General features: G+C 66.6%; 18 protein-coding genes. 11 read left to right on the top strand and 7 right to left on the bottom strand.

The annotated features are described in order from the left end of the window. Positions 1 to 378: 378 nt before the first annotated feature. From ACTIGN_RS03900 to ACTIGN_RS03875, 6 genes are all read left to right on the top strand, one after another. Entirely contained in the window at positions 379 to 534 is a 156-nt protein-coding gene (locus tag ACTIGN_RS03900; protein ID WP_439621489.1) for a hypothetical protein, read from the top strand. 150 nt (positions 535 to 684) lie between these two features. Beyond that, complete coding sequence (locus ACTIGN_RS03895) at positions 685 to 1,602, top strand: EAL domain-containing protein (RefSeq protein WP_439621490.1); 918 nt, start codon at positions 685 to 687, stop codon at positions 1,600 to 1,602. A gap of 99 nt (positions 1,603 to 1,701) precedes the next feature. After that, on the top strand, positions 1,702 to 2,205 hold the full coding sequence (locus ACTIGN_RS03890; protein WP_439621488.1) for a GNAT family N-acetyltransferase: 504 nt from the start codon (positions 1,702 to 1,704) through the stop codon (positions 2,203 to 2,205). A gap of 311 nt (positions 2,206 to 2,516) precedes the next feature. Beyond that, positions 2,517 to 2,660, top strand: coding sequence for a hypothetical protein (locus ACTIGN_RS03885; RefSeq protein ID WP_439621487.1), 144 nt, complete (start codon positions 2,517 to 2,519; stop codon positions 2,658 to 2,660). Positions 2,661 to 2,897: 237 nt separating this feature from the next. After that, positions 2,898 to 4,025, top strand: a complete 1,128-nt coding sequence (locus tag ACTIGN_RS03880) for a discoidin domain-containing protein (protein ID WP_439621486.1) — start codon at positions 2,898 to 2,900, stop codon at positions 4,023 to 4,025. A 728-nt stretch (positions 4,026 to 4,753) separates the two neighbouring features. Then, positions 4,754 to 5,026, top strand: coding sequence for a hypothetical protein (locus tag ACTIGN_RS03875; RefSeq protein ID WP_439621485.1), 273 nt, complete (start codon positions 4,754 to 4,756; stop codon positions 5,024 to 5,026). A 439-nt stretch (positions 5,027 to 5,465) separates the two neighbouring features. Here the strand turns inward: ACTIGN_RS03875 and ACTIGN_RS03870 are convergent, their stop codons facing one another. Then, positions 5,466 to 6,182, bottom strand: coding sequence for a HEPN domain-containing protein (locus tag ACTIGN_RS03870; RefSeq protein ID WP_439621484.1), 717 nt, complete (start codon positions 6,180 to 6,182; stop codon positions 5,466 to 5,468). A gap of 5 nt (positions 6,183 to 6,187) precedes the next feature. After that, positions 6,188 to 7,318 (bottom strand): DUF262 domain-containing protein, encoded by a 1,131-nt coding sequence (locus tag ACTIGN_RS03865; protein ID WP_439621483.1) that lies wholly within the window; start codon positions 7,316 to 7,318, stop codon positions 6,188 to 6,190. 267 nt (positions 7,319 to 7,585) lie between these two features. Here ACTIGN_RS03865 and ACTIGN_RS03860 point away from each other — a divergent pair, with 267 nt between their 5' ends. Next, on the top strand, positions 7,586 to 8,227 hold the full coding sequence (locus tag ACTIGN_RS03860; protein WP_439621482.1) for a hypothetical protein: 642 nt from the start codon (positions 7,586 to 7,588) through the stop codon (positions 8,225 to 8,227). A gap of 82 nt (positions 8,228 to 8,309) precedes the next feature. Here the strand turns inward: ACTIGN_RS03860 and ACTIGN_RS03855 are convergent, their stop codons facing one another. The 5 genes from ACTIGN_RS03855 to ACTIGN_RS03835 all read right to left on the bottom strand — a co-directional run bounded on the left by ACTIGN_RS03855 (position 8,310) and on the right by ACTIGN_RS03835 (position 14,530). Beyond that, entirely contained in the window at positions 8,310 to 9,302 is a 993-nt protein-coding gene (locus tag ACTIGN_RS03855; RefSeq protein WP_439621481.1) for a DNA-methyltransferase, read from the bottom strand. Positions 9,303 to 10,265: 963 nt separating this feature from the next. Beyond that, on the bottom strand, positions 10,266 to 11,147 hold the full coding sequence (locus ACTIGN_RS03850) for an SDR family NAD(P)-dependent oxidoreductase (protein ID WP_439621480.1): 882 nt from the start codon (positions 11,145 to 11,147) through the stop codon (positions 10,266 to 10,268). A gap of 497 nt (positions 11,148 to 11,644) precedes the next feature. Further along, positions 11,645 to 12,463, bottom strand: coding sequence for an IS5 family transposase (locus ACTIGN_RS03845; RefSeq protein WP_439621479.1), 819 nt, complete (start codon positions 12,461 to 12,463; stop codon positions 11,645 to 11,647). Between the two features lie 187 nt (positions 12,464 to 12,650). After that, positions 12,651 to 13,157: a hypothetical protein gene (locus ACTIGN_RS03840; protein WP_439621478.1), complete on the bottom strand. Its 507-nt coding sequence runs from the start codon at positions 13,155 to 13,157 to the stop codon at positions 12,651 to 12,653. Beyond that, positions 13,154 to 14,530 carry a ParA family protein gene (locus ACTIGN_RS03835; RefSeq protein ID WP_439621477.1) on the bottom strand — a complete coding sequence of 459 codons (1,377 nt, stop codon included), beginning with the start codon at positions 14,528 to 14,530 and terminating at the stop codon, positions 13,154 to 13,156. Before ACTIGN_RS03835 ends, ACTIGN_RS03840 begins: the two co-directional genes overlap by 4 nt. Before the next feature lie 158 nt (positions 14,531 to 14,688). Here ACTIGN_RS03835 and ACTIGN_RS03830 point away from each other — a divergent pair, with 158 nt between their 5' ends. The 4 genes from ACTIGN_RS03830 to ACTIGN_RS03815 all read left to right on the top strand — a co-directional run bounded on the left by ACTIGN_RS03830 (position 14,689) and on the right by ACTIGN_RS03815 (position 17,819). After that, positions 14,689 to 14,949 (top strand): hypothetical protein, encoded by a 261-nt coding sequence (locus tag ACTIGN_RS03830; RefSeq protein ID WP_439621476.1) that lies wholly within the window; start codon positions 14,689 to 14,691, stop codon positions 14,947 to 14,949. A 273-nt stretch (positions 14,950 to 15,222) separates the two neighbouring features. Next, positions 15,223 to 15,660, top strand: coding sequence for a hypothetical protein (locus ACTIGN_RS03825; RefSeq protein ID WP_439621475.1), 438 nt, complete (start codon positions 15,223 to 15,225; stop codon positions 15,658 to 15,660). 86 nt (positions 15,661 to 15,746) lie between these two features. Then, a complete protein-coding gene (locus ACTIGN_RS03820; protein WP_439621474.1) occupies positions 15,747 to 15,956 on the top strand; it encodes a hypothetical protein in 210 nt (69 codons plus the stop codon). Positions 15,957 to 17,336: 1,380 nt separating this feature from the next. Next, on the top strand, positions 17,337 to 17,819 hold the full coding sequence (locus ACTIGN_RS03815) for an NIF family HAD-type phosphatase (RefSeq protein ID WP_439621473.1): 483 nt from the start codon (positions 17,337 to 17,339) through the stop codon (positions 17,817 to 17,819). Positions 17,820 to 18,344: the final 525 nt, after the last annotated feature.

Raw genomic sequence — 18,344 nt, 5'->3', positions numbered from 1 at the left:
TGGTGGTGACATCTGACCACCGCGATGTAAGCACCTGAGGTTGCGGAAAGTGCAGCTTCAACGGGAGCCCGTAACCTCGGTCGCGGGCTCCACCTTTTTGCCGGCTCACCGCCGCACGCCGATCTTGGCCGCGTTGCCCTCGATCGGTCCGCTCCTCACGGGCCTGGAACCGATTGTCGCCAGGGACTGCCAAGCCAGCACCACCTCGTAGTCGTCGAGACGGTCGAACGGGTCGGGCGATGGGACCCTCCCGCTTTCCTGCTTCCGGCCGGCCGAATACGACGGCGCCGTCCCCAGGGACATCTTTCGCTACCCCTTCGCCCGACCGAAGCCTGCCGGTCGTGGCGGACGCCGACCGCCGTAGCCCTTGCCGAGACGATGTACCGGGATCAGGCGTCCGACCTGTTCCCGATCCTGGCCGACGCCCTGCAGGACTCCGGGTGCGAGAGCGATGACATCCTTGGGCACTGCCGGGTTCCTGGCCCGCACGTCCGCGGGTGCTGGGTGGTCGATCTGGTGCTCGAGAAGTCGTGAGCCGTCGACCCCGCTCGCGCACCGGCCCCCTCCGACTCAGATCTCTGAGCCCGGGCGAGGCGGCACCGACCGTCGGGGACCAAGAGGTCGGCCGACGAATCGACACTTGCAGGCTCATAGGCCCGCGCTGTGGAGCGCACGATCTCACAGATGAGAGCTGGCAGCAAACGTGAGGCGGACCCGCACGCGGTGTCCGGAAAGTCGGCGCCCGGAGCCAACTCCCCGGCCTGTTCCCGTCCCGGCTGCGGTGAGCGGCCCGCGCCATGCAACCCGCTGGGGGCACCTCCGCGGCCAGACAGGGCACGTCCATGCCGATCCCGAACCCCGCCCGCTCCGAACCGTTCGACCTTCGCCGGCACGGGGGCGGGCCCCGCGTCGAGATCACCATGGCGTTCCAGCCGATCGTCGACGCCGACCGCCGCGAGGTCTACGCCTACGAGGCACTGGTCCGGGGGCGGAACGGGGAGGGGGGCCCGGGAGGTCCTGGACCGCGTCCCGGCCGCCGGGCGGTACGCCTTCGACCAGGTCTGCCGGATCACCGCCGTCGCCCTCGCCGGGCGGCTGGGCGCACCCGGCCTCTCCGTGAACTTCCTGCCCAACGCCCTCTACGAGGCCGAGACGTGCCTGCGGACCACCGTCCGCGCGGCGCGGCACTACGCCTTCCCGGCGGAGCGGCTGGTGTTCGAGCTGACCGAGGGCGAGCGGGTGGCGGACGTCGCACGGGTCCGGGACGTGGTGCGGGAGTGCCAGGCCCTGGGCCTGCGGGTGGCGATCGACGACTTCGGGGCCGGGTACGCCGGGCTGAACCTGCTGGCCGACCTGAGCCCGGACCTGGTCAAGCTCGACATGGCCCTCGTCCGCGGGGTCGACGGGTGCCGCCGGCGGCGGGCGATCGTCCACGGGGTCATGGCGACGTGCCGCGACCTGAACATCGGCGTGGTGGCCGAGGGGGTCGAGGCGGCCGGCGAGCTGTCGGCGCTCCGGGACCTGGGGGTCCGGTACTTCCAGGGGTACCTGTTCGCGCGGCCGGCGGTCGAGTGCCTGCCGGAGGTCCGCTGGCCGGCGTGAGCACCTTCCAGCAGGGGCCGCTCAGCCCGACGGTGTTGGCGGGGTGGGAGGGGCTGGCGGCCGGCACGTGTCACGGGTCCCCACACGCGAGCGTTCGCCATGGCCGAAACGATCCGGCAGCTGACCCCGGGCGACTTGGCGGCGGTCGACGCCATCCAGCAGGTGGCGTACCGCCCGCCCTTCCGCGAGAACGTCGCGGTCCTCGCGGATAAGCTGGCCCGCGACCCGGGCGGCTGCTGGGCGTGCGAGGCCGAGGGGCGGCTGGTCGGGTACCTGCTCTCGCACCCCGCGTGCTTCGCGGACCCGCCCGGCTTGCATGCCCCCCTGGGCGAGCGGGCGGCCGAGCCCGACTGCTACTTCATCCACGACGTCGCGGTAGCCCCTGGCTCCCGCGGCAAGGGCGTGGCGGGGCGGCTCGTGGCGTTGGCCCTCGCTCGCGCCGCGCGGTGCCACCTCGCGACCGTCGCGCTGGTGGCGGTGCCGGGCGCGGAGGGGTACTGGGAGCGGGCGGGGTTTGCCCGCGTACCCCGCGGCGAGCCGGGGGCTGAGGTGGTCCGGAAGTCGTACGGTCCGCAGGCCCACTACATGGCCCGCACGGTCTGAACCCGTGTGAGTGGGGGTTGCCCGGCGCGGCCGCGGCTCTCCGGAGAGCGGGCTCAGATCTCTGATCCGGCCAGGCACGGACCGTCGGAGACCGAGGTGTTGCCCCGCCACCTGGTACGACGCGAGGGCGGTAACGCCCTGCGACCGTTGCGAGTGAGAGTGCGGCCCACCCGCCGGTCGGTCTCTCCTCCGACGGTCTACGGCTTGCACCTCCCCAGCAAGTGTTCGAGCCGGCCCTTCGCCGCTTCTCCGGTGCGACATTGCCGACCTCTTGAGCCACTGCCGCCACCCGCCCGGCGACCCCGCACACGGTGGGGCACGCGTTTGCGACCCACCTGCTGGAGGACGGGTACGACATCCGGACGGTGCACAGGGAGTTGCCGGGGTACCACAGCGTAAAGACGAGGATGGTCTACACCCATATCTCGGGCCGGGGCAGGGGGAGTCCGCAGTAGGCTGGACCGGGCCGCATCGGACTCGCCCCTGCCGAGGCAAACTAGCACGTATGTCCATCGTTCTGCTAATAAATAAAATCAAAATATTCAAATTCGTCTTGAATTGTTCATCGAATCGACTTCTACTGTTGGGAATCGCGGGACGGTAAAACAGTGACTCGATTGCTCCCGAAGCAAACTAATACGGAAATCGGGCATAAACCAATTCCGAGTTCTGTCACAAGAGGGAATCCGACAATGTCAAAGTTTGCGGCATGGGCACATGGTGCTCCAAGTGACCTCGGGATCCGTCTGCAGTTCTTCGAGGTCACGAGCCAGCAGCGACGCCAGTACCTCGGTTTTGGCGATTTGGAAACGTTCTTCACCGGACACGAGGTGGGTGTTTCGAGCACCGTCTCGTTCCGACCTGGTTTCGACGCAAAAAACATTATCGACCAAAACCAGAAAACTGCTTGGTCTAGCGTAGGCCATAGCTCTGAGAACCATGCTGAATGGTTCGCGTTCTGGTTTTCCAAACAGCGCGTGAATTTCCTTGAACTGACGCCGCGCCGTGTCGGAGGCAAAGCCAACGGGTTCCCACAGAAGATCCAGATCCATTACTCTGCTGGGCCAAATGACTGGCGATTGGTCCGAGAAGTGGCTCTAAATAACCCCGAAGACGGTTCCGACGGTGTGCTCATTTCGCTGGACAAGACAGTCGATACAGATGGGTTGCTGGTCACTGCGACCAAGCTGCGTACAGACGATTTCAACAACTACCATTTTCAGATGGCTGGCGCGAGGGCCGGTCATCGCACCTTGACATTCAGTGAAACTGCTGCGAAGAACGCAGCATTGCAACTGCCCTCGTCGCTGTTCTTTTTCGGGGATGAGCCCGATCTTCTTCTGCCCGCAGACGAATACGCGCGCGTCTACGAGAGGTTTGTTGAGGCGATCAAGAGCGGAAGTACTTCCGCAAAGGTGTCTCCAGCCGGTTTCACCTTCGCCAACTCCATCCACGGGTCGGTACTCACCGACTATGCCCAGAAGTTTCTTGATGCCTGCCATGCCCCCGTTGACGAGTTGCGCTTCCACTACTTCTCGGGAGACCCGGATTCCTACGCCAATGTCTATGCGCCACTCGCGGCGTGGGCGGATCAACATGGTTCAAAGCGACTGGTGTTGGGGTCGTTCGGAATGATCGGCGTTTCAGGAGGAGACGATGTGACAGCAGCGCTAATGAAGCAGATGCATGGCATCAAGGGGGATGATCGGATAGTTGAAGCCGTGCATTGGTCTTATAACTTCGGCGGAAACCATCGGTTACTGAATGTAGACGATACGGCACTGTCGGCGGATGGTCGGACATACCTGGCCAACATGTGAGAATTGCTCATGCCGATGCGCTTGCAAGCATCGACGAACCAAGTGGCATGTTGTCAACCCGCGATCCGCGGGGCCCCCGGGCGGGGGTTGCAACACCTGAACATCGCGGGGTGCCCGGCCGTCCAGGCGTGGGTCGCAGAGCAGATCGAGTCTCTGGCCGGCGCGCCGGGCCTCGTCGCGGGATACGCACAAGACCCCGACTCGCTCCCGTGGCGAACCGACTCGACCAACGACGGGGATCCTGAGTCGGGCTGACCGCCCGACCTGAAGCATGACGATGCGCGGTTTCCACGCAGACGCCCTGGTGGGCGGGCTCAGATCTCTGAGCCCGCCCACCAGGGCCGTCGGAGACCCGGGAGTGCGGCTGCCAGGGGTACAGTACCCGAGACGCTGTCGGCGCCCCTCCCGCCCGACGCCGACCCGACGTGCGCGCGACAAACGCCGGACGCTTTTGGTCAACCCGGCGCCCGGCTGCGCGAGCTACCGGAGCGGCCGACGTGTCGTCCACGTCGCTCTGCCGCAGGGCGGGGAGGCTGGCAGGTTGGACTCGGGGGGAAGCCCTGCTGTAGTTCGGTCTTTCCTCCGACGGTCCACAGACCCACGCTCACCCCGTTTGCGTGCGAGCGGCCCATCGGGGAGACTCGGTCCGATGCACACCGGGGGAGTTGCTCGACGCCGCCTGGGAAGTCGCCTGGTACTTCCGGACGCACGGTGGGTACGGGTCTGAGGTGAGGGCTCGTGCGGCCCTGCGCCGGCGGCCGGGGTTCACCGACCGGCAGCACGCGAGCGCACTGCAAAAGGGGCTGGCCCTGTTCGACGTCGCCGTCGAGTTAGTGTCGCGGGATGCCCGGTCGCTCCTGCGACGGACGGACGTGCGGGCCGCGCGGTTCCCGGCGGTCCACGACTGGGCCGGCGAGGCGCGGGACCGCTGCCCGGGGTTCCCCGCGGCGGCGTACCCGGCCGCGTTGTCCTGGGTCTTCTACCAGTACCACCTTCGGTGAAGGCCACGGGGATCGAGTACAAGTCTGCGGTTCGCCGCCCACGATCCGGGCGGCCACCCCGCCGCAGCCCGGGTTCGACCTGTGGGTCGGAACGTCCGCGGGCAAGAACCCGCAGGCTACCCTGCAGGCCGAGCCGGGCGGGCTGTACTTCTGCGACTACTGCAGGGGGGTAAGGGCGGGCCCTGCTCGGGGAGGTGGTGGCGGCGCCGGGCTCGGTGTTCGGTCCGGTCACCGTCGACGAATTGTGAGAGAGCCGGCCGTGGCACTCGAATGCGCCCTCACGGTCGGGCTCAGAGATCTGAGCCCATCAGCTGCTCACCGCCGGAGACCAAGGGGGCGCCTGCTACCGGGTGTGACGCGCCCCCTCTTGTGTCGCCCCGGGTCGATGGCCAGAATGGTGTCCGCTGTCATCGCAAGCCTCCAGACGTGATGGGCGGGCTCACGGCGGGTAGAGGGAGTCGACGTGAGCTCTGAGGTGGCGGTCCAGCACAGCGGCGAGCACCGTCAGGAACTTCACCGATTCGTTGAGCTGTTGCCGGGTGATGTCGAGTGCTTGCCCTGTGTGGGCGACCCGGTGCCGTCGTTGCACGATCTCGTCAAGTTTGTCCCGGATGAACGTGGCCGCCTCGGGCTTCCCCCACTTGGTCATGAACCGAGCATGTACGGCATTGAGCACGTCTTTCACCCCTAGCCCGTTGAACAACTCCGTCACGGTGCTAGCCGACGGGTTACTCTTGGTTGAGCAAAGGACCTGAGGGTCGATCTTCTCGGCGGTGACGATCGTGCACGCGGCCTTTATGTCCAGCAGGCGATCAGCCCGATCTTTCTTCGGCTGATGCGGGTGCCCCTTCATCGCTGTTTCGAGCAAGAGGTACACACTGTTGACCCGCATGTTCGACGGCAGCGACGCGAAAGGGACGGGGGGCGGGTGCACCGTCAGCTCGGTCAGGTGCTCGATGACCGTCGCCTTAAGGAATGCCTCGAAGCTGGCGACCATGAGCACAGCAGCACCGCCACGGAGACCGCTCACCTTCGTCTGGTCGGCTTTCCTTGGCGGGTTGGGGACGGTACGCTCTATGATCAGCAACTCCTCGGCGGACGCGATCGACGACTCAAAGTCGGTCAAAGCGCGGGACTTCGGCTTGGCCTTTGCCATGGGCGTTACTCCGAAATCACCGTGGTGATCAGTTCCTTCATCATCCGTACCCTGTACTGAAACAAGGTCGGGGTGTTCGTCCCGGCGGAAATGGCTGACTGGAAGCTGGCGTCATTGAACAGCCGCTTCATCCGTGTGATAATTTTCGAGCGGCGCGGCCGGAGGTCGTCGGGGTCAAGCCCGTGGCAGGCGAGCATCTGGGCATCATACAGAGCAGCGAGCACCTGACGGCGCCACTGGTCCTTCCCAGGCAGATAGCGGCGGAATGCGTACTCGCCGAAGGCCGCCTCGACGGCCTCGATCGCGTTGAGGAATTCCGCCTCCAACTGCTCGATCTTCTTCTTCGCCATTCGCTGGTTGTCGAGCAGGAAGTGGTCCAGGCAGCTCCTGACGCGGCTTGAGAACGTTTCCCAGGAGTCCATGAACGTGAAGTACCGCAGAACCAACTCGGCGTCCCGCATTTCCTGGTAGATGACAGACTCCTCCTTACGCTTGATGCCGAGAAGTTTGTGGAAGGCAGGGAGCTCGGAGAGGTCCAGTATCTTGTCGTTCAGGGGGCCAGGGTAAGCGCTGTTGCGGATCTCCTGGGCGTTCAACTTCACCCCGCCCGTGTTCAACCGTTGGAAAACCTCCAGCTTCACGTCGGGGTCGGACTGACGGAGGATGATGATTGCCCGGAGCGTCGGCCGCAACTTGATAACAGACTGCAGATCCGGGTGAAGGTCGTCAAAGGACTGCCCGTTGCAGTCCCCGAAGATCTCTAGGCCGGTAAGCTCGAGTCGCCCCCGCATGAAGGACCAGATGGCCATCAGCCGCTGCTTCCCGTCGATGACCGAGTACTTGCCGTATTTGTCCTCGTTCAGGAAGATCGGCGGGACTGGTACGTTCATCAAGAACGACTCGATCAACTTCGACTGGCGGGCCCCGTCCCACCGAAAACGGCGCTGGTAACGGGGATTGAGGTCGATCGCCTTGGTGGTGATCAAGTCGGTGAGCGTCGCGAGGTTGTAGTCGACCATGCTGGTCACCAACTCACGCTGCTTCGCCTCCCAAAACTGAACGGGGGCGTCCGGCTCCTGGTCGAGCTGCTCTTCGGACTCCTCGATATCGCGGTGCCTGTTGCCTGTGTCCGCCATGCCTGCTCCTCCGCCCGCGGCCACGCAGCGAGCTCACAAGCGTTCTAGCGTCTCGAATGAAGGCAATTCTACCAGCAGGACAACGTAGGAGCGCGTCCTTCGTGCGGGTGTAAAGAACGGGACAGGGCCGGAATGCCGTGTTTGACGTTTAATCCGGTTGGCTGAGCCCCCACCTTGGCGCTGAGGCCGCGGCGCCCGATCATACCCCGACTGGACCTTAAAGCCCCGCCCCCTGGCGTGGGTGAACGCTAGCCCCTGGGCATCGGGATGCATGACATCGAGAGAGCAATCGACGAGATTGTCGGGAAGCACAAGAACAACTCTAACCGGCTCCAACCCCTCGCGGATTATCTCGTCCGGCTATTTGCCGCCCTCGGACTCCCTGATACCAGGGGCGGGAGCACGGCCGAACTCCGGATTCCCGGTCTGGCTAGGCGGAAAGACTGGGACGTTGCGTACGACTTTGCCGGGAAGCCGCGCCTCCTCGTGTCCCTGAAGTCCATCTGGGCGAACGCTAGTGGGACCGTCCCGAACCGGATCGACGACCTGATGGGCGAGGTGGCAAACGCCCAGCAGATGTCTCCGGAGCTCGTCACGGGCTACGTGATGCTGTTCAACGTCGACGAGGACGGCCTTCGGAAGGAGGACGGGCGGTCGTGGTCGCAGTTCTTGGAGGAAGCAATCCGGACCATTGCCATCCGTAAGGCCCCGCTCTGGAACCAGGGCCTGATCGAGGGCTTCTGGTTCATCCGGTTCGACACCGCGAGGCCGGTCGGAGACCGGGTCGTCGATCTGCAAAGCACTGAGTCGAAGGGCGTGTCGTTCGTCTCCGCACTTCTGGCCGAACTCCGGCGGCGGGAGCCCGCGGTTCCATTCGTACCGCCCGCCACCCCTGCCCCGGGAACGTGACCCGACCTTTGCTCAATGATCCCCGGATCGGTACCTCCACCTCAGACTTCAATACCAGCCGCGTCCCCCTCCGGGTGGCCGCCTACCCGTGCACCGTAAGGTTCAGCATCGAGGACTGCGAGGATGTTTTCGATCGGATCCGCTTCTCGGCGAGCTTCAGGTAGTCCGGGTCGATCTCGTACCCGACGCTGTTCCGGCCGCAGTTGGCGGCGGCGAGGGTGGTGGTGCCGGTCCCGCTAAACGGGTCGAGCACAGTGTCGCCGACGAATGAGAACATCCGGACGAGGCGAGCGGCCAGTTCGAGCGGGTACGGTGCCGGGTGATGCTTGGTCGACGCCCCGGTCAGCCCGTACCAGATCTGCTGGAACCACTCCCCGTGGCACTTGGCCGGGATAATGCTCAGTATGCGGGTGGCAAGGTCCGGTGCCCGGTAACCGCCCGGTTTCCGCTGCATGAGGATGAACTCGATGTCGTTCTTGATGACAGAGTTCGGCTCATACGGCTTGCCGAGGAATGGGGCCCCGTTCCCTTCTGCTTCGTGCTGGGCGTTCGAAATCTTGTGCCAGATAATCGGGGTGAGATTGTCGTACCCGATGGCCCGGCACCGCTCCTGGATGGACGCGTGAAGCGGGACGACTGTGTGCCGGCCTTTGTTCTTCCGGCGTGACAGGCAAACGTCGCCGACTACACAGATAACCCGGCCGCCGGGCACCAGCGCGTCGAAGCACCGCTTCCAAACGCTGTCGAGTTCATTGAGGAAGTTCTCGTACTCCTTGATGTATCCCATCTGACCAGGGGACTTGTTGTACTCCTTTAGCGTCCAGTAGGGCGGCGACGTGACGACCAGGTGGACGCTCTCAGATTTCAGTTCGGGCATCTCGCGGGCGTCGCCCAAGTGCAGATGGTGCGTGGTTGGGAGTCGCGATACGATCCCGTCGATCTGGTCGGTGAGCTTCTCGTCCTTCGCGATACGGGGGAGAGCCGTCTGGTTGTTGGAAAGGTCCCCGAGACCGGATGGGAGATACTCCGCCCTTGGACCGGAAACGATGGGCTGTGATTTGACCGAGGATCGCATCCGAAGACCCTTCTGGACCGACAATATCGGTGAACGTGCAGTATAGGTACAGCCCGTAGGGATCGGGCTGCCAGTTGATCAAGATTTAACGATTTTGGCTTTGCGGTGTTAGATTTCTCGCGAATGGACCGGCCGGGTCGTTTAACCCGTCCGGATCACCACACACTCGCGCCTGGCGTTCCGGGCTACGAGGGCTCGCGCAGGCGGGGTGTCTCTCGCGGCCGGGGCGCGGCCACACGTAGAGCCCGTGACGCTTCGGTTGATGCTGGACCAGGAGACGCCGAACCGCCGCATCAGCGCGGGGCGGTCGGGGCAGGTCGTGCGGTAGAGGTGCAGGATCTCGCGGGCGTGCTCCGCTCGCAGACGGACCCCCGTCACGCTCACAGATCTGAGCCCGTCAGGCGTTCAGCCGACGCGTACCAAGACGCCGGATGCGACGTGGCCGATATCCTTGCGCACTGCCGCGGGCCGGGGCCGCACGTCCGCGAGTGTTGGGTGGTGGATCTGGTGTTGGGGAAGGCGTGATCCGGTTCCGCTCAATACCGCACAGATCTCTTAGCGCGGCGTTGACCGTCGGAGAAGAGAGTCCCGCCCGTCGCGACCGTCTGCGTGCGCTTGCCGGCCGGATTGGAAGAGTATGCCTCGGGAGCGTCACAACTTCGGGTCACATGAGGTCGCGATTCTCTGGAGTATCGCGGGGGTACCAGCGGCTCTCCCTCACGGGCCGCGGACCAAGCGGGCGAGGAAGGGCGAGCACGAGCAGCGTGCCCCCAACGGCCCAGCCCCATGGCCAAATGACCCCTTGGATCAAGAGGCACCCTGGGTACACCAAGACGGCCAAAGCGATCGCGGCTCGCGCCCACCGAGGCCATCCAATCCACAGATTGAACATTACACCCTCTACTGACCGTTCAGTGTACCGCGCCGAACTCTCTGGCGGGTGAACCGAGCATCACCCCGCCGTCAATCCGCGGCCCCGCCGAATCGCGGCGGGAGCCCGAACATCTTGAAGCGGAGCCGGTCGAGCCAGCGCGGCGGGAGGAGCCACGGGAGCCACGTCAGCGGAACCGCGTCGGCCCCCACCGGGTAGCGGGCCTTCGGCGAGCGGGCCGTGAGCGCCGTCAGCAGCGCACGCGCCACCACCGCCGGCGGGCTCCCCTTCTTCTCCTTCGCGACCGCCCGCTGGAGGAACGTGCGGAACGTCGCCTCGTACCGCCGCAGGCCCTCGGGCGGGTACGCCGCGATCGCCGCCTCGCCGTCGCGCTGGAGCGCGTCCACGGCCGGCGTTGCGATGCCCGCGGGCGCGACCAGCACGACGTGAATCCCCCACGGGTGCAGTTCCATCCGCAGCGCGTCCGTGACCGCCTCGATCGCGTACTTCGACGCGCACAGCGCCCCGCCGAACGGGATCGTGACCTTCCCGCCCACCGAGCCGATGTTGACGATGCGGCCCCTCGCCATCCGGACCAGGGGCAGGAACGCCTGCGTGACGACCACCTGCCCGACGACGTTCACTTCGAGCTGCCGCCGCAGGTCGGCGGCCGCGACCAATTCGATCGGCCCGGGCACGCCGTACCCCGCGTTGTTGACCAGCCCCGCGAGGCCCGCGGCTCCGACGGCGGCCCCCACCGTGCGTGCGGCCGTGGCGACCGACGCCCCGTCGGTGACGTCCAGCAGCACGGGCACCAGGTTCGGGGACGCGGCGGCCGTCAGCGCGGCGGCGTCGGCCGGCTTGCGGACCGTGGCGAACACGCGGTACCCGGCCCCGTCGAGGGAGAGGGCGCACGCGCGGCCGATGCCGCTCGACGCACCGGTGACGACGACCGATCCGCGGGGCGTGGGCATGCTTCGGTCTCACGGCCCGGCAGTGCGAGCGGCCGGGCTTTACAGGTTGGGGACGAACGGGTGTGGTAGAACTTACCGCAGGAGGTCGCCACGTGTCCACAACCATGACCACGAGTCCGCCCAGGCCGGGGTTCCACACGATGGCTAGACCCACGGGCGCACGGGTTGGCGTACAGTTCGGCAGGAGGATGGAATGTCTCTGACGCCACAAGCTGAGGCGGCGAGTCGGCAGGCTGAAGCGCTCCTCGGCCACCGCCGACGGGAGCTGGTCTCCGACCAGGAGCTTGGGCAAGCGATGGTCGTCCGCCTGGCCGCGTGCCGTGGCTTCGAGGTGGCCCCTGGCTTCATCCATCGCCTGCCGCCGGCCGCACTCGCCGCTGCGACGGCATACGCCCTCGAGATCTTAGACCCGGCGTGGGCGGTCGTGCCCTGGGGGATCGGTTGCCCTCCCCCGACGGGTGAACTTCACGCCCAGGAGTTAGAGGCCCTGACACAACCTACGCGGCGAGTTGAACGTCGTCGCTCAGGATGCGGAAGCAGATGACGCTGGCGGCAAGGGACGTCCAGGCGTCGCGGATGACGGCCGAGCGGTCGTACCGCACCCGCATCCGCCGCAGCCCCTTGAGCCAGCTGATGGTCCGCTCCACCACCCACCGCACCCGGCCGAGGCCGCTGCCGTGCGGCTCGCCCCGCTTGGCGATCTTGGGCTCGATGCCCAGCCACCGCAGCAGGGCACGGGCCGCCTGGCTGTCGTACCCGCGGTCGGCGTACACCTCGTCGGGCAACTCCTTCGGCCGGCCGGGCGTGCCTTTCACTTTCGGGAAGGCGAGGACGGCGGGGAACAGCTGGGTGTGGTCGCTCTTGTTCGCCCCGGCCGAGCGAGCGGCCAGCGGCACCCCCCGGCGGTCCACCAGCAGGGTGTACTTCGTCCCCGGTTTCCGGCGGTCCACCGGGCTCGGGCCGGCGCCCGCCCCGCCGCCGAATGCCCGCACGATCACCCCGTCCACGATCACCGTGTCCGCGTCCAGCTTGCCCGCCCGCTTGAGCAGGCCGAGCAGGTCGGCGTGCACCCGGTCCCACACGCCCCGTTCCTCCCACGCCCGGAGCCGGCGGTGGGCCGTCCGCCCGGAACACCCCAGCTCCCGAGGCACGTCCTCCCACCGGCAGCCGGTCACCAGGACGAACCAGATGACCCGTACGGCGACGCGGTGCCCGACCCACGGGCGACCGCCCTTCGGTCCTACCCGCGGTGGCTCGGGCGGCAGGTGGTGGGCGACTAAGTCAAAGAACTCGTCCGGCAGGTGTGCGGTGGCCACAACGGGAACTCCTTCGGGCGAAGGGTCGCCGTGCCATCGCGCAAACCTCATGCCAGGGTTGTGTCAGGGCCTCTTAGCCGCCCTCAAGCGTGTTGCCCAGCAGGTGTGGGATCTATCGCAAGGCGAGAGCAGATGACGCTGTAGTGCGGACACCACTTCCGCATTGAGCGGTGGCTATCTATCGGGGCTATGCATCGGATCGTTCGAGTCCCGACCGCCGGGCGAAGACGTGGCCCACAGCAGTCTTGATTGCATCCCCCACATTCTTAGGCTTCTGAGCGTAACCGAGCGACTTCGCGACCTCGTGCCACTGCGCGGCGCTCAGCCGCTTCTCGAACCCCTTCACTTCCACCTCAACCGCTTCCCGTGTGAGGGTGGGCTCAGACAGCGCGCGGGTCTGAAGCGCAGCCACGAGCGCCACTACATCGGCCGGCTGAGCTTTCGCCGGCTTCGGGGCGGCCGGTGCTTTCGCCACCCGCGGCTTGGCAGGCTTCTTACCCGGTTCGGGCAGCTTCCCGGAAGTGCGGTACTCCTCGGCGAGCTTCAAGAACTCAGCGAACGCGGTGAACTCGTGGTGTGCAAACGGGCTGAGCCGCTCGGCGACGTCGAGCAGGTCTTTGGCCGGATTCTTGGTCGCGGCCCCGATCACGTCAGCTAGGCCGCGAAGGTACTTCTGCAAGTCGGCCACGGTCATTTCGCTTCCTCCACTGTCTTCCGTGTGTGGCGACGCTCACCGGGTTGGCGGCAAACTGCGGGCAGGCGCTTGATGAACTCCTCGGCGAGTGCCTCGAACGTGGTCCGCAGCGGGTGCCGGCCGTCGGGCGCTTCGAACGCATACTCGCCCTCGCGGATCACGACCCGCTGCTGAATACTCGTGTCGAACTGGTACACGTCGCTGCCGTACACGTCCAGGCACTGTTGGGGCAGGTTGCGCAGCAGGTCTTGCTCCTTCGGCGTCAGGTTCTTCTCCTGCGTCCCGTTGACCACGAGCCCGAGCATCTTCAGGTCCGGGTTCACCTCGGCCTTCACCTCCATCACGCGCCGCAACAGCGGGGTGATGCGCTCGATGGACTTCACGCTCGGCATCACCGGCGTGAGGACGTAGTCGCTCGCGGCGAGGGCGTTCGCGCAGCACAGGTTCAGGAGCGGGGGGCAGTCCATCAGGATCACGTCGAACCGCTTGGACAGCCCGCGGGCGTGGAGGGCGCGGCGCAGGATCATCCGCCCGTCGTGCCGGCCGTTCCACACCTTCCCGGCCCCGCCGACGCGGAGCAACCACTGCACCGTTTGGTTGAGTTCGGCGTAGGCCAGGCGGTCCGTCGCCGCCACCAACTGCGAGTGCGGGTTGAGTTGGGGCAGCGGGAGCGTGAAGTTCGCGAGCTTGGCCGGCTTCTTCTGCGCGACGTCGGCGAGGAAATGCTGGATGAGCTTGTGGCCGTCCTTCGAGTGCCGGGCGAGTTCGTCGTTGGGCACGAACAGGCTGGAGAGGGAGCCCTGCAGGTCCAGGTCCACGAGCAGCACCCGGTATCCGCGGGCCGACAGCGCCCACGCGAGGTAGGCGGTCAGCGTCGTCTTGCCCACGCCGCCCTTGAGGTTCAGCACGGAGACGATCGGCGTGCGGCGCTCGGCGAGGGGGCGGAACGGCGGCGCGCCCTTCATGACGGGCTGCGTCCAGATGCGCCCTTCCATCTCCAGGGCGCGGCGGATGCGGTTGTCGTGAGTCTTCTGCGTCTTGCGGGTGGCCTCGCGCTCTTCGGACAGGTCGCCCAGTGCCGCGGCCTGCTGCTCCACTTTCGCGGCCAGAGTGGCGTTCCGCCCCCGCTCCTCTGCGAGCGCGGCGGCCCCCTCGTCCCGGTCGGCGATCAGGCCGGCAATCACGGTCTCCTGCTTGGCGACCTTGTGATTCAGGTGCGCGGCCTCGATTTGGAGCGCTGCAATTCGCTCCCCCTGCTCCCGGATCACCTCGTCACGGTGCTTCTGGAGCCACTTGCGGATCAGCCAGTCGAGCCCGCCGACGAGGAACGTAGTGACGCCGATAAAGATCGAGACCGCCTGTTCGGTGCTCATTAGGGGCGACTCTCTGGGTGCGGCAAACTGTCGGGGCTGTAAGGGTTAAAGCGTCGCACGCCGGGATGAACGAGGCAAGCAAAATCCTGCTCACGCGGATGGGCGGGAGAAGCCGAGGAATCCACCTCAACCGCACCTGATCGTTGAGAGGTTCCACAATGCCGCGAAAGCCGCACGCCTACACGCCGATTTCCCGGGCCGAACCCGAGCCCACCGAACCGACACCGGCCGAACTGGTCGCCGATGGGGTGATCGGTCGCCGTGATGCGGCCCGCCTGTGCGGCCACGGGTTGTCGTGGATGGACGAGCAGATTGCATCGGGACGCATCCTCTCGTTCGTGCTGGACCGCCGGCGGGTGATCCCCCGCAAGGCGCTGATTGACTTCCTCGCGGCCGAGATGGTGAAGGCCGCGGGGTGAGGAGCGGTACGCCAGGCCGGACAGGGCGGGATAAAGCTGGTCGCGCCTTGCAACCGGCGAGCAATCGGGGATGATGTGGCGGGTCGTCGGTTGGTTCGAAATCAGAGGGTGGTTACTTTGCTTCCCGTGCCCCCAAAACGTGAGCCAGATCAACCCAACGAACAGCCGGCTGCGCTACCGTCTTCATCCAAGCCCGCTGCCGCTCTTCCGCAGCAAGGATCAACCGAAGGGGGGCTCAGTTCGGGTCGGGGGTCTCCAGCAGACGACGGCGGAATGTTCGAACCGCTCTTCACGACAAGGCGAGCGGGGAAAATCGCCCTCGTGCCGTTGATTCCGATCCTCATGCTCTGTGCCTTCCAGAGCGTCCCCGGGTGGGGCCTGCGCGGGGTGGACTTCGACCTCGAACCGAGCGACTACTTCAAGATCGCGGTGGTTTGCGGATTTGTTGGCGGTGCCCTCGGCGCAAAGTATCGCGTGCTGGGAGCATTCGCAGGGGCTCTGTGTACGGCGGGAGGCTTTGCCGCGCTCCACGCATTGCTCTTGGTTTTCAACCGTATCTTCGGATTGGTTCTGCTGATCGGAATGTTCCTCGGAATGTTGCCGGCAGCGATCCTCTATACCTGGGTGGAAATGCTTCTAGACCGCTTGGGGTACGGTTCCGAGATTCCTCCTGGTGGTCCGCCAACTGATAGCAGCAACCATCAAACCTGATCGAGTCGCGCGGCGACGTGGTGAACGGCCAGGCGGTGCCGGCGTGGGGTGGCCGAGTTGGTGGCGCTCGTGGACGGGTACGCCGAGTGCCAGGGGCACCGGCGAGCGGGCTGTCCGAGCAGGTGTCCGGGTTCGCGTACCGGTTGGCTCACGAGGAGGAGTGCCTGGCGGTCGAGAACCACCGGGTCGTCACCTTCCCGCCCGAAGGCGCAGCAGTACAGCAGGCCGAGTGGGACAAGTTGCTGGCGGAGCAAAGGCACGCCGATTCGTCCGGCAGCCGGGGGACCGACGGGTGAACCCCGGCCCCGGCCGACCGGGCTCAAATCTCTGAGCCGGCCAGCGCCAGACCGTCGGAGACCAGCGGCCGCGGCTACCCGACACGCCCTCGGCAACCCCTCTCACCTACCGCCGTGCCAGCAGGTCGCACGTCGGTGGCCGGGGACCTTGGTCAAGCTGGGTGCCCGAATGCACGAGCTAGCGGCGGGGTTGTCGTGTCGTCCATGTCGTTCTGACGCGTGGCCGGGAGGCGGTCAGTGCGGTCGGTATCAGGGGGAAGCCCCTTCTGCCGGTCGATCTCTCCTCCGACGGTCCACGGCTCGCACCCGCCCGGCGCGCGTGCGAGCCGTCGCCTCGAGGTTGGCGCGGTGCGACAACGACGAGATCCTCACCCACTGCCGCGCGTCGGGGCCGCCATGCGGGGGTGCTGGGTGGTCGATTTGGTAGTAGGGAAGGCGTGATCGGGATCCCCTCAATGCCGCGCAGAGATCTTAGCGCGGCGTTGACCGTCGGAGAGAAGAGAGCCCCGCCCGTCGCGACTGCCGTCCTGCGCTCGCCCAACGAGGGCGCGCGCCGGGCGGGTGTCTCACGTGGCCAGGAGGCGAGGTTCGGCTCAGAGATCTGAGCCCGGGCGAGCCGGCACCGACCGTCGGAGACCGCGAGACCGGCCGCCGGGCGACCTTCATGCCCGCTTGCACCCTATGTGGTAAATAGTGCGGGGTTGCTTCCGATCCGCGTGAGCCGGCGACGGCTTCCGTCACCAACCGTGTCCCGCCTCAGACGGGATCGCTTGCACACGGCCGCATGGTTTGGGATATTTGGTTGGTCGACCTCATCACGAGTTCGGCGAGCAGAGGGCTCCGTCGCGTGACGCTCATCCAGCCGACCGAGTCGGTGCTCACCTGTGACGTCTGCGGGTTCGCCGGGCTGGTCGGCCTTCGCGGCCGGGATTGGTCGCCGTATCGGATGGCCGCGGTGGCGGAGCGGTGGGTCCGGTTCGGATTCTGCACCGCCTGCGGTGTGTCGTGCGTCCGACCCGCGTTCGGCGGGCCGCTGAGCCGCCAGCCGGCCCCGCTGGCGCGCCGCGGCGGCGCGGTGCCGGTGTCCACGTGGGAGTCGGTCCCGGACGACTCGACCCCCGGAGTGTGCCCGGCGTGCGGCGAGACCGATGCGCTGCTCTGGTGGGTTTCCGACCCGCACACCCGAGTGCGGTGCCCGTGCTGCTGGGCTGGGCCGCTGCGTCTTACCGACCACCGCGCCAGCCATCCGGGTTGGTAACGCCGAGGCCGAACAGGTCGCTGCACCTGACCCAGCGGGCATGTAGGCTTTCTGGGGTTCACAGCTCACTCGGCCCCCGCCGCTGCTGAGCTTATTGTTCGTCGGCGGAGGGCTTCCGAAGGATGAGCGTCAAAGTCCTCGCGCTCGACCTGGAGCGTACCCTGATCGACGATGCCCTCAGCGGCCGCCCGCGCCCCGGCTTGTCCGAGTTCCTCTCCTTCTGCGGCGAGCGGTTCCGGCGGGTCGCGGTGTTCACCACCGTCGAGGAAGCCGACGCCCGCGACGCGCTGGCCAGGTTGGACCGGGCCGGCCACCTTCCCTCGGGTCTGCTCGACCGGCTGGAGTTCGTCGGGTGGAGCGGCGAGTTCAAGGACTTGGCGTTCGTGCCGGATGCCACGCCGGGCGAGGTGGTGCTGGTGGACGACGACGACGGTTGGGTCCGGCCGGATCAACGAGGCCAGTGGGTGCCGGTCGCGGCCTGGGACGGTGGGCCTGACAGCGAGCTGGCTCGCGTGCGAGTGGTGTTGGAGGGCTGGCTCTCGGGCTGTCCCCAAGCCGCCGAACTCTGCGCTGCAGCAGACCGCGACCTCCTCAGCGATCTGTGACTCTTGGCGCCAGCGGCCGCGGCTGCTGAGCTTTCTGTACGGCAGCGGAGGCGACTGGATGGTGTCACGGCTAGATCGGTATCGAGCGTGCGCCGCCACCTGTACCGCGATCGACCTCGTTTCAGCCGCGTCGGTCCGGCACTACAACCGCGCGTCGGATCAGATGCGAACGCTCGTGGCCGAGGCTTACCAAGCCGGGCCTGAGGCTGTAGCCCAGTTGCTCCCACTGCTGGACGAGTCGCCCGCAAATCGGTGGCTCGCGTACCAGTTACTGGATTTAGGCCGGCCGCCCCCGACCGCGGTTGATCGGTGCCTGTCAATCATTCGGGGTGTCGCGATGGGGGAGGAGCCGGCCGATGCAACGGGCGCGGCCATGTGGCTTCGGGAGTGGCAAGCGAGACAGGCCGAATCAGGCGCGGAAGCTGTCCCCCGCGGTTGAGCGTCATTGGTCCTTTGGGCGGGGGCCAGCTTCCCTAGTTGTCCGGCGACAGAGGCGTCGCGGATGGAGTACCTCCCGCCGGGTGT

Origin of the sequence: Gemmata sp. (genome assembly GCF_051859125.1) — a bacterium.
GTDB lineage: Bacteria > Planctomycetota > Planctomycetia > Gemmatales > Gemmataceae > Gemmata.
The sequence above is the reverse complement of the archived record's forward strand: the minus strand, read 5'-3'. Positions and strand labels throughout refer to the sequence as shown.

Excerpts from the sequence above, each read along its gene's own strand:
- ACTIGN_RS03900 (WP_439621489.1), top strand. The coding sequence starts at position 379 with ATGTACCGGGATCAGGCGTCCGACCTGTTCCCGATCCTGGCCGACGCC.
- ACTIGN_RS03895 (WP_439621490.1), top strand. The coding sequence starts at position 685 with ATGAGAGCTGGCAGCAAACGTGAGGCGGACCCGCACGCGGTGTCCGGA.
- ACTIGN_RS03890 (WP_439621488.1), top strand. The coding sequence starts at position 1,702 with ATGGCCGAAACGATCCGGCAGCTGACCCCGGGCGACTTGGCGGCGGTC.
- ACTIGN_RS03880 (WP_439621486.1), top strand. The coding sequence starts at position 2,898 with ATGTCAAAGTTTGCGGCATGGGCACATGGTGCTCCAAGTGACCTCGGG.
- ACTIGN_RS03870 (WP_439621484.1), bottom strand. The coding sequence starts at position 6,182 with ATGGCAAAGGCCAAGCCGAAGTCCCGCGCTTTGACCGACTTTGAGTCG.
- ACTIGN_RS03865 (WP_439621483.1), bottom strand. The coding sequence starts at position 7,318 with ATGGCGGACACAGGCAACAGGCACCGCGATATCGAGGAGTCCGAAGAG.
- ACTIGN_RS03860 (WP_439621482.1), top strand. The coding sequence starts at position 7,586 with ATGCATGACATCGAGAGAGCAATCGACGAGATTGTCGGGAAGCACAAG.
- ACTIGN_RS03855 (WP_439621481.1), bottom strand. The coding sequence starts at position 9,302 with ATGCGATCCTCGGTCAAATCACAGCCCATCGTTTCCGGTCCAAGGGCG.
- ACTIGN_RS03850 (WP_439621480.1), bottom strand. The coding sequence starts at position 11,147 with ATGCCCACGCCCCGCGGATCGGTCGTCGTCACCGGTGCGTCGAGCGGC.
- ACTIGN_RS03840 (WP_439621478.1), bottom strand. The coding sequence starts at position 13,157 with ATGACCGTGGCCGACTTGCAGAAGTACCTTCGCGGCCTAGCTGACGTG.
- ACTIGN_RS03835 (WP_439621477.1), bottom strand. The coding sequence starts at position 14,530 with ATGAGCACCGAACAGGCGGTCTCGATCTTTATCGGCGTCACTACGTTC.
- ACTIGN_RS03830 (WP_439621476.1), top strand. The coding sequence starts at position 14,689 with ATGCCGCGAAAGCCGCACGCCTACACGCCGATTTCCCGGGCCGAACCC.
- ACTIGN_RS03825 (WP_439621475.1), top strand. The coding sequence starts at position 15,223 with ATGTTCGAACCGCTCTTCACGACAAGGCGAGCGGGGAAAATCGCCCTC.
- ACTIGN_RS03815 (WP_439621473.1), top strand. The coding sequence starts at position 17,337 with ATGAGCGTCAAAGTCCTCGCGCTCGACCTGGAGCGTACCCTGATCGAC.